Annotated in this window: 14 protein-coding genes and 1 CRISPR repeat array; of the genes, 2 read left to right on the top strand and 12 right to left on the bottom strand. The window is 28.0% G+C overall.

Translation table 11 applies throughout. The features are described 5' to 3' along the window. Positions 1-339: 339 nt before the first annotated feature. The 5 genes from BEN51_RS04685 to BEN51_RS04665 form a co-directional block, all read right to left on the bottom strand. Complete coding sequence (locus BEN51_RS04685; RefSeq protein ID WP_119864922.1) at positions 340-1554, bottom strand: HD-GYP domain-containing protein; 1215 nt, start codon at positions 1552-1554, stop codon at positions 340-342. A 213-nt stretch (positions 1555-1767) separates the two neighbouring features. Beyond that, positions 1768-2934, bottom strand: coding sequence for an iron-containing alcohol dehydrogenase (locus BEN51_RS04680; RefSeq protein WP_119864921.1), 1167 nt, complete (start codon positions 2932-2934; stop codon positions 1768-1770). Between the two features lie 455 nt (positions 2935-3389). Continuing rightward, positions 3390-3680 (bottom strand): DUF1653 domain-containing protein, encoded by a 291-nt coding sequence (locus BEN51_RS04675; protein WP_236906262.1) that lies wholly within the window; start codon positions 3678-3680, stop codon positions 3390-3392. 59 nt (positions 3681-3739) lie between these two features. Then, positions 3740-3952: a hypothetical protein gene (locus BEN51_RS04670; RefSeq protein WP_236906261.1), complete on the bottom strand. Its 213-nt coding sequence runs from the start codon at positions 3950-3952 to the stop codon at positions 3740-3742. A gap of 10 nt (positions 3953-3962) precedes the next feature. Further along, positions 3963-4928: a DMT family transporter gene (locus BEN51_RS04665; protein ID WP_119864920.1), complete on the bottom strand. Its 966-nt coding sequence runs from the start codon at positions 4926-4928 to the stop codon at positions 3963-3965. Between the two features lie 382 nt (positions 4929-5310). Here BEN51_RS04665 and BEN51_RS04660 point away from each other — a divergent pair, with 382 nt between their 5' ends. Next, positions 5311-5733, top strand: a complete 423-nt coding sequence (locus tag BEN51_RS04660) for a cytidine deaminase (RefSeq protein WP_418219552.1) — start codon at positions 5311-5313, stop codon at positions 5731-5733. Between the two features lie 84 nt (positions 5734-5817). Here BEN51_RS04660 and BEN51_RS04655 read toward each other — a convergent pair whose 3' ends face one another. From BEN51_RS04655 to BEN51_RS04640, 4 genes are all read right to left on the bottom strand, one after another. Beyond that, the gene (locus BEN51_RS04655; protein ID WP_119864918.1) at positions 5818-6216 is read right to left on the bottom strand and encodes a hypothetical protein; all 399 of its coding nucleotides are present in this window, start codon (positions 6214-6216) and stop codon (positions 5818-5820) included. Between the two features lie 17 nt (positions 6217-6233). After that, positions 6234-6878: a permease prefix domain 1-containing protein gene (locus tag BEN51_RS04650; RefSeq protein ID WP_119864917.1), complete on the bottom strand. Its 645-nt coding sequence runs from the start codon at positions 6876-6878 to the stop codon at positions 6234-6236. Positions 6879-6894: 16 nt separating this feature from the next. Continuing rightward, positions 6895-7221 (bottom strand): PadR family transcriptional regulator, encoded by a 327-nt coding sequence (locus tag BEN51_RS04645; protein ID WP_119864916.1) that lies wholly within the window; start codon positions 7219-7221, stop codon positions 6895-6897. A 229-nt stretch (positions 7222-7450) separates the two neighbouring features. Then, the gene (locus BEN51_RS04640; RefSeq protein WP_119864915.1) at positions 7451-8383 is read right to left on the bottom strand and encodes a helix-turn-helix transcriptional regulator; all 933 of its coding nucleotides are present in this window, start codon (positions 8381-8383) and stop codon (positions 7451-7453) included. A gap of 125 nt (positions 8384-8508) precedes the next feature. Here BEN51_RS04640 and BEN51_RS04635 point away from each other — a divergent pair, with 125 nt between their 5' ends. After that, positions 8509-8937, top strand: a complete 429-nt coding sequence (locus BEN51_RS04635) for a pyridoxamine 5'-phosphate oxidase family protein (RefSeq protein WP_119864914.1) — start codon at positions 8509-8511, stop codon at positions 8935-8937. Between the two features lie 155 nt (positions 8938-9092). Here BEN51_RS04635 and BEN51_RS04630 read toward each other — a convergent pair whose 3' ends face one another. The 3 genes from BEN51_RS04630 to BEN51_RS04620 all read right to left on the bottom strand — a co-directional run bounded on the left by BEN51_RS04630 (position 9093) and on the right by BEN51_RS04620 (position 12501). Further along, a complete protein-coding gene (locus BEN51_RS04630; protein ID WP_119864913.1) occupies positions 9093-9710 on the bottom strand; it encodes a LysE family translocator in 618 nt (205 codons plus the stop codon). A gap of 157 nt (positions 9711-9867) precedes the next feature. Beyond that, positions 9868-10293, bottom strand: coding sequence for a hypothetical protein (locus BEN51_RS04625; protein ID WP_119864912.1), 426 nt, complete (start codon positions 10291-10293; stop codon positions 9868-9870). A 330-nt stretch (positions 10294-10623) separates the two neighbouring features. Beyond that, positions 10624-11248: a CRISPR direct-repeat array (repeat unit 37 nt; unit sequence GTTTCAATCCTTGTTTTAATGGAACTAACACTTAAAT). A gap of 602 nt (positions 11249-11850) precedes the next feature. Continuing rightward, complete coding sequence (locus BEN51_RS04620) at positions 11851-12501, bottom strand: CRISPR-associated endonuclease Cas6 (RefSeq protein ID WP_119864911.1); 651 nt, start codon at positions 12499-12501, stop codon at positions 11851-11853. Positions 12502-12508: the final 7 nt, after the last annotated feature.

Raw genomic sequence — 12508 nt, 5'->3', positions numbered from 1 at the left:
ACAAACCTTTACAAAAATATAAACGTTGTCATTTCACTCAAAAAAATATTGAATATACATACTCATTATACCTTTTTCTACAAATAACGTCAATTTTGCACAAAATTATTTATATTCTTATAATTAATAATAACCATTCTTTAAAAGTAATAGAATTTTTTTATTATTTCCCAAAAGTAATTGTTGTACATTAAAATTATTAGAAAAATAAACTATCTTAGAAGTAACAATAAATATAAGTAATACATAGTATAATTTAAAACAAAAGGAGCATGTAGCTCTCCCAAGTGAGTACAAGCCCTGTAAAAGCTTAACCTCCCTTAAGAGAGCTAGATGCCCCTATTTTTCTCCAAAGACATTATCAATATCTTCAGTAATTTTCCCATCAATTAATCCTTTCTTATACATGTCATATAATATTTTCATTGCTTCTTTATGTACTAGTCCTTTTCTATAAGGTCTTTCTTCTGTTAAAGCTTGATAAATATCTAAACAAGTCATAAGCCTTGAATTAAAATCTAAATCCTTTTCAGTTTTGCCAAAAGGATAACCCATGCCATTTAATTTTTCGTGATGATTTGAAGCCCATTCATTAATATCTTCAAAGCCTTTAATTTCTTGAAGGGCTATTCTTGTATAATAAACGTGCTTTTTCATTAACTCAAACTCTTCAAAGGTTAGTTTCCTTGGACTATCTAAAATTTCATTAGGAATTGCTAATTTACCTATGTCATGTAAATCAGCTGCAATAATTAATTTCATTTTTTCTTCATGACTTTTCTTATAATAATCAGCCATAATTTTAACTTTTTCTACCAATCCCCTTGAATGCTCTTTTGTAAAATGAGATTTTGAATCAACTATCTTTGAAAATACACTTGTTATTTTCTTAATTTCTTCTAAAGATAAATCCTTTGAAAATTGTGGTGTGTTCTTTTTTAGGGCTTCCTTTAGATTATCATCTTGTAAATTAGCCCAAAAATTTTTATCCTTAGAAATATTATTAAAAGCTTGTACCAACTTTTGAGAAAATATTTTATTTTCTTGATCATTGATATATTTTATTATTTTTTCCTTATTTGAATTATTACTTTTTCCAAAATTAAAAGTGGCATCTGTTAAATCTGCAATACGTATTATTTGTGCCATTAAAGGAATTTCCTCAGCTTTTAAATTAAAGTTACCTGTACCATCATAGTTTTCATGATGATATTTTATTGAACCTTTAACATCTGTAAAAAAAGGATAGTCCTTAATATTGTCTTCACCTATTATACAATGTTCCTTAACACTTTCTAAATTTCTAATATTCATAGGATCCCTTTTTAAAAATCTTCCATGAACATTTATTGAACTAAGTCCATTGTCATGTAACATTGCTAGAGCAACAACATCATGAATTTCTTCATCTTTTAAATCAATCTCCTGTGCAATTCTTAAAGCTATATATGCAGTTCTTTTACCATGGTTTGAAGCAACCCCCAATATATCCATCTCAACGAAATCTAATGTAAAAGATACTGCCATTAAAAACTCATTTAAATTGAATATCATCTATATCATCCCCAAGTACTATTTTATTAAAAACATATAAATTTTCATTTTCTATAAATTTAAATTCAATCTTTTTTTACTTCTCTTCCCTAAACCTTCTAGAGAAAATATTATAAAGTCTTTATAAAAATTTTATCATAATATTTGCTAATTGTGTGAAAAAAGAGCATGTAATATTAATTTAAAAGTACTACATGCTCTTAAAACTTTATTTTATAGACACATCTTATAGATATTTAGAATATCCTCTTGTTTTAAAGGTTTAAATCCTTGAATAATACTTCCCTTACAAGCCTTTTTAGCCATTATTTCAAAATTACTGTCATCTATTCCTATTTCTGTTAAAGTACTCTTTAAACCTAGCGTCTTAAAGAAGAAATCAGATAACATTTCTATGCTCTTCTTTGCAACTGCCATTGGTTCCATGCTTTTATCTATATCAAACACATTGCATCCAAATTGATAAAATTTTGATACTGTAGTTTCATCTAAAGTATATTCCATCCAACGTGGAGTAAGTATTGCAAGGCCTAATCCATGTGTTATATCATAAAAAGCTGATAATTCATGTTCCATTGGATGGCAGCTCCATGCCTGCTTTTTACCTCCATCAATAAAGCCATTAATTGCCCAAGAAGATGCCCACATAAGATTAGCACGAGCTTCATAATTATCAGGTTCCTTAATTGCAATTGGCGTATATTTTATTACAGTTTTCATTAAACCTTCTGCCACGGTATCTAACATATATAAATCTTTATTCATGTTAAAATATACTTCAATGATATGGGACATTATATCTGCAGCACCACAGGCAGTTTGATAAGCACTTACAGAATAAGTATTAGTTGGATCCAGGAAAGATACTTTTGGCAGCATTGTTGGATGACCATTTCCTAGTTTTTCATTTGTATCTAAATTACTGATAACACCACCTGCATCCATTTCTGAACCAGTAGCAGCTAAAGTTAAAATTGTTACTATAGGAAGGCATTTTGTAATTGGAGCCTTGCCAGTTACTAGATCCCAAGCATCTCCTTCATAGAAAGCTCCTGCCCCTATAAATTTAGTAGCATCTATAGTAGAGCCTCCACCTACTGCTAGTAATACATCTATATTTTCTTTTTTGCAAATTTCTGCTCCTTTATTAACTGAAGTAATACGAGGATTAGGCTCAATACCTGAAAGTTCAAATAGTTCTAACCCAGCCTTTTTTATTTCTGCAACAACTTTATCATAAAGTCCAATTTTCTTAATAGAGCCTCCACCATAGGTTAAAAGTACGCGATTGCCATATTTTTTTAACTCTTCTCCAAGATGTCCTAATTGATCAGGCCCAAAATACACTTTTACTGGAATGTCATAAACAAAACTATTCATAAGAGATTCTCCTTTCCTTTTTATGAATTTCTACTTTATTTAATATTTTGTTATTTCCTTCTATTAATACTTTACCCTATGGAGTTAGCTCTAAGTCAATAGTTTTTTAAAAAATTTATTATCTAATCATCCCCTCTTGTTGCAACTTGAAAAAATCTAATACATAACATTACAAATATTATGTAAATTACAATTATATGCATTTTACACCTCATTTAATTATTACATCTATTTTTCTACTATATTATTTATTACTTCCGAAAATTTTATTAATTTATTTTTCTTTGATTTTACTTTAAAAGAAATAAACAATGCTTATTTCAAGACTTTATTTTATAAAAATAAAAGACCAGTAATTTTACTGATCTTCTATACATACTTATCTTTTTTAATTATTATATTATTATTTTTTATTTCTAAATATCTCTTTAATCTTTACTGTTATAAATTTTATATTACTTCTTCCTAGATTTATTTTCTGCTAACTCAAATCTATATTCCTGACCATACTTTTCAAACTGCTCAGAATTACACCTTTCAGCAAACATGCTTGCAGGTCTTACAAAAGTGCCATAGTCACCATATAAAGCTTTATAATATATCATTCTTTCATTAGTTTCTGTATGAATTACATTAGTATCAAGGATTAAATACAGGTCTCCTTTAAAATGTTTTACAACTTTACCTTCCCATTCTTTAATAACATTTAATCTATTATTATCTTCCTTGGTATTATTATGTTTCACAAAAATTCCTCCTTATATTTATAAATAAAAGACCGAATTTCTTCAGCCTTTTAAAGATACTATTTATACAAATTATCTTCAAGGATTTTCTTTGCAAGAATTCCGATATTTACTTCACTTGTATCCATGTAAACATCAATAATCCTATCTGTTAAAGTAACTTCAACATACTCTACTTTCTTTCCATCCTCATCTTTATAAGTTATTATATCGTATGTTATTATTTCATCCATAAGTTCTTTTTTTGAAATCATATTTATCTCCTTTTGCATTATTAAAAAACTATTTTTCATTATTTATTATTTCTTTATAAGGGAAGAGTTCTTCATCCTTAGTTTTATTAACAAAATAAATACCTGCACAAACAAAAATTAAGGCTATAAAAATTTTAAAATCAAAAATATTTTCTTTAAGTATCATAGCAGAAAGAATTGTAGCGAAAACAGGAATTAAGAAATTAAAAACTGAAATTACTCCAACCTTGTTATATTTTATTAGTTGGGACCATAAAGCAAAGGCTACTGAGGATAATAGGGCCATATATATTAAAAGGAAGCTTGATTTCAATGTAAAGTTTGTTAAATGTCCTCCGCAAAGGTATCCTAATATAATTAAGGCAAGACCTCCAATTGTCAGCTGATAGCCCGTAACAGTAGACGCATCCTTATCTTGACTAATTTTCTTTCCATAAATTGAAGAGATTGAAATTAGAAAGGCTGCAATCGTTATAAAGCCCTCTCCTTTAAAGGAAAAACTTCCTTCTAAAAGGGAACTTCCTCCTAGATTTACGATAATTACTCCTGCAAATCCTAGGATACATCCTAATATCTTATTAAAACTTAATTTATCGTTTTTATAAATAAAGTGGGCCAATATTATACTGAAAAAGGTGGAGCTTCCATTTATAATTGATCCCCTTACCCCAGATGTATAGGTCATTCCAATATAAAAAAAGATATACTGAAGGGTTGTTTGACTAAGTCCTAGAAAGGTAAATTCCTTTAAATCCTTCTTATTTATCTTAAAAATATTTATCTTTCTAACTATCTGCAATGAGAGTACAAATAATCCTGCTAGGAAAAACCTATAGCCGGCAAAAATCAGCTTTCCTCCTAAATCATCAGCATCAATTTTGAAAAGTTCATAACCAACCTTTATAGAAGGAAAGGCACTTCCCCATAAAAAAGTACAAATAGCTGCAAGTATAATTATATTTATCTTTTTTGTATAAAATTTTGATTTATCCAAAATTGTTCATCCTTTCAACTTATCTATAAGCATTATATACTTAATCTTCATAAAGGATAAGCCTTTTGCTTAAGATTAAATAAAAATCAACTAAAATTTAATTTTACTCCTATTGTTGTAAGTTTTTCAAGACCTAGATTATTATCACTATTAAAAATATTGACAATTTCTCTAATAATAAAACCAGTCATAAAAAATCCTGAAGCTTCCATTCTTCAGTATTAATATTTTATTTAAATAAATCCATAAAAATTGATAAATACATCATAAATTTTCCTAAAATAATTGGAAAGATTTATTTACTTCTTTTTCTAATAGTGATATACTATATTCCCAAATATCTCTATATGTTTGGAATTTTCAAGAAGGGTTGATGATAGCTATGGTAAATGCGAAAAATTTAATAGAAAAAGCCTTTGAAGTGCAAAAGTACTGTTATACTCCTTACTCAAATTTTAATGTTGGTGCGGCTTTACTTTGCGCCGATGGAACCGTATTCACTGGCTGTAATATCGAAAATGCTGCCTATACCCCTACTAACTGTGCAGAAAGAACAGCCTTTTTTAAGGCAATTTCTGAAGGTCATAAGGACTTTGTTGCTATTGCAATAGTAGGAAATAAAAAAGGATTAAAACCAGGAGAAGGAGATTATTGTGCCCCTTGTGCTGTATGCAGACAAGTAATGGCTGAATTCTGTGATTTAAAAACATTTAAAGTGATTATAGCTAAAAGTACAGATGATTATTTAGAATATACTCTAGGAGAATTGCTGCCTTTAGCCTTTACAGGAAAAAATCTTGAATAATAAATTTAAATAAAATTTGTATAAAAAATAACTTCCAATTTGCTACTCTTTGAAAAATAGCTATATTGGAAGTTTTCTTTTAAATTAAATTCTATTCCCTAAAAATAACTTTGCTATTACTCCTGTTATAAAACCCCAAATTATATTTAAAATCAAGATGATAAAAATAGCCGGTGGAAAAACTAAGGGTCCTTGCAATCTTCCAGTTAATATAGGAAATAAAATTCCACTTAAGATTATAGAAAATACTCCATAAGATAATCCTGCATAAACAAGGGTTGAAACTGGATTTTCAAACTTATTTTTTACTACTATAAATATCCAAATTGCAGAAACAATTAAGGTGATTAAAAGACTTCCCCTTGCTCTATTACCAAAAATATCAATTATGCCTGTTATCTTTGAAAGGGGCCTTATAAGGGCTATTGCCCCTAAAACTAAAATTAGCGATAAGTCTGTCTTTTGTACTTCTCTATTTAACATTATCTTCCCTCCTCTTATTATTTTATTCTACTTCTTCCTGTTAAAAATAAATATAGCATCAAGGCAACACCTGCTAACACATAAACCATTAAGGATCCTATTGCAATAAAGACTTCGCCAGTTGCTGTTCCTGACATTACAGCTGAAAAAATACCAAATAGTATTAAGCCAACAGCAAGTGCATAAAAGGCTGCCCTAATTTTATTCATGGCATACTTTCTTTTAGTTTCTATAGTCAATAAACTATAAGTTAATACTATACCGCCGCCAACTATAAATATTCCTGGAGCAACAGCTCCTTCCTTAGGGATATTCATAAAATGCAGCATTGCAGTAGAAAAACTTCCAAAAAGTATTAATAATACACCAATAATTATTCCAGCAATAGAAACTTTATTGGACATACTTGTATAAACAGTTTCTCTAGCCTTGTCCTGACCTATTTTTCTCATATCCTCTACTAAGCCGCTTAAATCTCCGAGGGATGCTACAGCTTCCCTAAAGGCCTGTTCCTCATCTAGTCCCCTAGAAGTATAGTCTCCAATCTTTTCTTTCATATTTGTTGCTAATTCTTCCTTTAAATCAAAGAGTTGTTGACTTGGAGCAACTTCTGCAAATACCTTATCAATATATTCATTAATTTTTTCATCTATATTTTTCATTATTATTTACCTCCTATTAAATAAGTTTATCTATTATTCTTTTAGCAAATTCCCAGTCTTGTTTGTTAAGATTATATAAGTTTTCTCCCAAGGCTGTTATCTTATAATACTTTCTTCTTCCCCCTTGAGTTTCATCTCCCCAATAAGAAGTTATATAGCCATCCTTTTCTAATCTTCTAAAACTTGAATAAAGGGTAGCTTCCTTTAATTCATAGGCTCCTTCGCTTTTTTCAATTATCTTTTTATAAATTTCATAGCCATAACTGTCCCCTTCTTTTAAAATTCCAAGAACAATTGTATCTGTATGCCCTCTAATTAAATCTGATGATATTTTACTGTCCAATTTTCCTCGCCTCTTTCTTTAAGTTGTTTTTCTTCTTGTAGCTATAATATACATCAAAGTATTATGTCTGTCAAGGTACTTTGTTTAAAATATCTTATTTTTCATATTACCTTGATAAGCATAGTAATATGATATATTATGAAACTAAAAATAAATCCTTTAATATAAATAGATAAAAATTAAAACTTCCCTTTTCCTCGAAGGTACTCTCCAAGGAAAGGGAAGTTTTTTATTTATTATAAATTTTTAATAAGTCTTCTATTTTCTTAATTAATTTTTCCCTAATAGAAGCTGGAGCTATACACTCACATTTATCTCCAAAACCAAGAAGGATATTATAACTATATTCATCATCAATAAAAGGAAAATCTACTATAAGCTTTTTTTCCTTCCAAGGCTTTATGTTTTCTTCTCCACATAGTTCTATCATTCTATCTCTAAGAAGTTCATCCACTATAAGCTTTATTTTTATAATTTTTTTGCCTGAATTTTTTATAGTAGCTAAAGCATTAAAATCAAAATCTCTTGGAATAAAATTTTCCTCTAGTATTTCTACCTTGCTCATCCTTGATAACTTAAAGGTGCGAAAGTCCTCTTTTTCTGTGCAGTAAGCTTGAAGATACCAATAGCCTTCCTTTAAAAGTAACCTGTAAGGCTCAATTTTTCTTTTACTCTTCTCTCCTTTATTGTTTAAGTAATCAAAGCTTATATATTTATTTTCATTAAGGGCTTCCTTTATTTTTTCAAAATTAGGATGAAAGTTCTTATTTCCTATCCAGGGAGTAATATCAATAGAAATTTGGTTAGATTTTAATTCAATATCCCTAAGATTTGAAGCTGGAATTAGACTTTTTACTTTTGCCAGGGTATTTTTTAATTCATTATTTGAAATTATCTGCGAAATACTTCCTAGCCCCAGCAGCATCTTTTCTATTTCAGAAGTTGTAAAAAACTTATTATTTATTTTAAACTCCTCCATAATCCCTACTCCCCCGTTAGCTCCTGGATAAGTAACTATTGGGATACCAGCTAAATTAATTGCTTCAATATCCCTATATATTGTCCTTGTACTTACTTCAAACATTTCTGCAAGTTTGGAAGCACTTATTTTTTTATGCTGAAGGAGAAGCATAATAATAGCAATTAGTCTATCAGTTTTCATATTCATCATTCCTTTAATTTTTATTTTATAGTATAACTATGACATACTGATGTCAAGGTTAAATGATAGAATAAGATTGTAGTTAGTGGGAAAAATCAATAATAAAGAGGAAAAGGAGAATAAAGATGGATAATTTAAAAGAATATTATAGAATACTAGATGAAACTAATAGAATTGCCTTGGCAACATCAATTGATAATTTTCCAAATGTAAGAGCTGTAAACTTCTGCTATAAGAAGGATAAGGAAGGGACAATATTTTTTGCTTCCTTTAGAGGATCTGAAAAGACCTTTGAATTTATTCATAATAATAATGTTGCCTTCACTACTGTTCCCCTATCAGCAGAAAGCAGTGAACATATTAGGGTAAAGAGGGCTATAGTTAAAAAGAGTAATTTAAGCATTTATGATTTAAAGGATGAATTCATTAAAAAGCACCCAGACTATAAGGAAATTATAGAAGTGGCTGGAGAAAGGCTTGATCTTTATGAAATTTCCTTTAAAGATGCCTTGTTAATTTTAGACCTTGGAAAAAAGGCTGTTGTAAACTTTTAATAAAAGCTGCCTCCTAAAAATATAATTTAACAACTTTATTCCTAAATAATGTAAATTTATAGAAATAATTTAACATAATTGGTAAGGAAAAATTTATAAAGATATAAAAATAAAAAGAAGAGGTCTTGTCCTCTTCTTTTTTGATAGAAGTTCTTTTATAAGCCAGCTATCCCTTTGAAAATTCCACAGATACCAAAGATAACTATTACTGCTCCTATTAGCTTGTCTATAAAAATAAAACTCTCAAATTTTAGTCTGCTTTTAGTCTTTTCAACTATATTGGATGTTACTAACCATAAAATACAGGAACCAATGAAAATTGATATAACAAAAATTACATTTTTAAATAGCTCTGTATTATCTATGCTTACCCCCATAGCTGCAAAGACTGTTATAAATACTATAAAGGTCATTGGGTTAGATAAGCCTAGAAGGAAATGTATAAAAAAAGGATGCATCCCTTCTTCTTTAGGAAGCTCTTTTAGCTTACTCTTTTCTATTCCACTCATTAAAATATTAATCCCGACTATTAAAAATATTATTCCTGTTGTGCCACTTATAAAATATTTATTTTTATTTATAAATTCATCAATGAAGCTTGCCCCTAAAACTGCTATAGAGGAATAAACCATATCAGAAAGAGCCGCTCCAATTCCAGCTAAGCAGCCAGTTTTCCAGTCTTTTTTTATTGTTCTCTGTATTGCCATAAGACCTAAGGGACCTACTGGTAATGTAACAAATATCCCAATAATTATGCCAGTTATATATCTCATTATATTCTCCACTTTCAAAAAAACCTTATATTCACTTCTTTATTTTAGCATAATGTTTATTTTTCCCCAAGTCTTCCAGACATTCTATCAAATTCATACCAAATACCTTCACTGTCTTTCTGCCATAAAACAACTTCTGCATAAGTGCCACCAGTGCTTACAACAAAAAAAGCTGACTGGAATTTACTGCTGGAGAAGTATTTCCAATTCTGGCAGATATATTTTCATTTGTTTTAGCTTTTTGTTCATTATTGCCAGCTGCTGAATTTTGAATTTTATCAGCTTCTTCCTTTGCTTTTTCCGCTGCTAGACTTTCTTCCTCTTTAGCCATCCTTTTTTCTTTTTCTAGCCTAGCTGATACTGAAGCATTTAATTTTAGCAGGTACTTATATAGCTCTTCACTTTTATCAAGATTTTTTTCATTTATTGAGTTTTCAAATTTGCTTTTAAGCTCATTATAAGATTTTTCTTCATCTTCATTCATATTCATAATATTTATATTGTTAAAATCATTAGTAAGCTCTTCTAATTTTTGAGTTAGTAAATTTTCCTTTTGTAGCTTTTTTCCATAGAAAGTTCCCATGATAACTACGATAAAATCATAAGTAAAATCATAAGTAAAATAAAAAGCATAAATATAATTTTATTATTTCTAGGTAACTTAGAATTATTTTCTCTCATTTCTTTTCACTTCCATAAAGTTAAGATTTTGAATAATACATACTAAGTTTATTATAAAGTATTTTTCAAAATAATTGTTAGGATAAATTTACCTATAATTTCTTACAAATATTTCCAAGGAAATATCCATTTACTTTTAGTTATTTTTCAGAAAAAATTTTACAACATCCTTAATTAATTAATTTATGTAAAATCTAAAAGTTCTTTAATAAATATATTATATTCAGTAGTTTCTTCAAGGCTTGTTTTAATGGAAGTGAAACTTAAATAAAGTTGCATTAATACTCCAAAACTTTATCAAACTTAGGTTTCAATTCTTATTTTAATGGAACTAACATTTAAACCTATATCACAGAGCATGCAACCCATTATAGATGTACTGTTTCAATCCTTGTTTTAATGGAACTAACACTTAAATGCAATGACACAAATTATTGAAGCAAGTCCTTACATGTTTCAATCCTTGTTTTAATGGAACTAACACTTAAATAAGTTAAGAAAGGTAAAGCTCTAGGTAAATTTATTTAGTTTCAATCCTTGTTTTAATGGAACTAACACTTAAATCAGTACAGAGCATTTAATAGAGATGAAGCTGGAATATGTTTCAATCCTTGTTTTAATGGAACTAACACTTAAATTGAATATGGTTTTTATAGAAAATATTTTTCTCATTCGTTTCAATCCTTGTTTTAATGGAACTAACACTTAAATTTTATAATATTTTCTTTAGTTGCCGGGCTTAGCTCGTGTTTCAATCCTTGTTTTAATGGAACTAACACTTAAATAGAAAAGCAATTTGAAAATCAAATAAAAGTTTTTTGTTTCAATCCTTGTTTTAATGGAACTAACACTTAAATAGGAAATTTTTCGCAAACACTGATTTTTTCTAGCTTTGTTGGCTTTTGTGGACGAGCTTAGATTTCATATTTTTACTTATCTGTACAAGCCAAAACTGATCTTTTTCTGTCCACTTTACATATTTATTATAGTCTCTAAAGCTAGTATTTTCAAGCCTTTCTAAAGTTGAAGCTTGTCTTATTTCAAAAATTATATATAATTAAACTTTTGTTTATAAAAAATTTATATTATTAGATCTAGTAAATTTATTTAATATAAAATACTATTTTCAGTTCATTTTTATAAATACAAGATAAATACTCTAATTTCAGTTCTTTTTATGTATCTATTGGCCCCTATCAGGTTATTAATTATCAAATTATCTTGACTGAATAATTATTTTTATTTAACAGGAGTAATATAAAATAGAAAAAAACTATATCAATTAGGATTTAGATAAATTGTAAGACAAACCTAGACTTAATAAATTTAAATAAGCTTATAATTTTTTTAGCATAATATTAGATTTGCCCTACAAAATATTTTTCTACTTTTATTTTGATTTATCTTAAAATATACTATAAGATACTTTAATTAAAAGGGATTTTGTATAACTGTTCCTTTATATTATTTTTATCGTCCCAAAGCCTCTTGAAACAGATTTACCAAGGCCTAAATAATCAGGAATATAAAAATTGACTTTAAAATTTCCTAAAAAAGCAGTATGTTTTATTCCCTTTAAATTTACTTCAGTTTCCTTTAAATTTATCCAGCACTTTATTTCTTCCTTAACTGTATAATTAAATCCCTTTGACATTGATATTATATTACCTATTAAAATTTTTTTAAGAAGATCTTCTTTCTTTATTTCATTTGCAGCTTTATATAAAGAGTTATTTTTTTGACTTAAGGCTATCCAAGGAGTTTCAAATTTATATTCTATATAATCCTCTGCTTCACCAAAATCATAAGTTTTTTTGATAATACTATTTTCTAAGGAATCATAATTAACTCCATTTATAATTATGTTATCTTCCTCAACTCCTATATTGGCAATTATTTGGGCAGCTTCATTAATCCCAATGATTATTGGCTTATTATTAATTACCTTATATTGTACTAAAGGATATCTGTAAATAAATTTATCATTGTCATGATTATGCATTAAGTTATTATCTATATATTTATTTCCTAAATAACCTCTGATTTTCTCACTATATCTAGGAGATAAATTTAAATTATTAAAAGTTAATTTACATATTTCTACTTGCAAAGCAGGC

The sequence above is a fragment of the Clostridium isatidis genome (assembly GCF_002285495.1).
Classification (GTDB): domain Bacteria; phylum Bacillota; class Clostridia; order Clostridiales; family Clostridiaceae; genus Clostridium; species Clostridium isatidis.
Note: the sequence above shows the minus strand (reverse complement) of the source record. Positions and strands in the feature narration are given on the sequence as shown.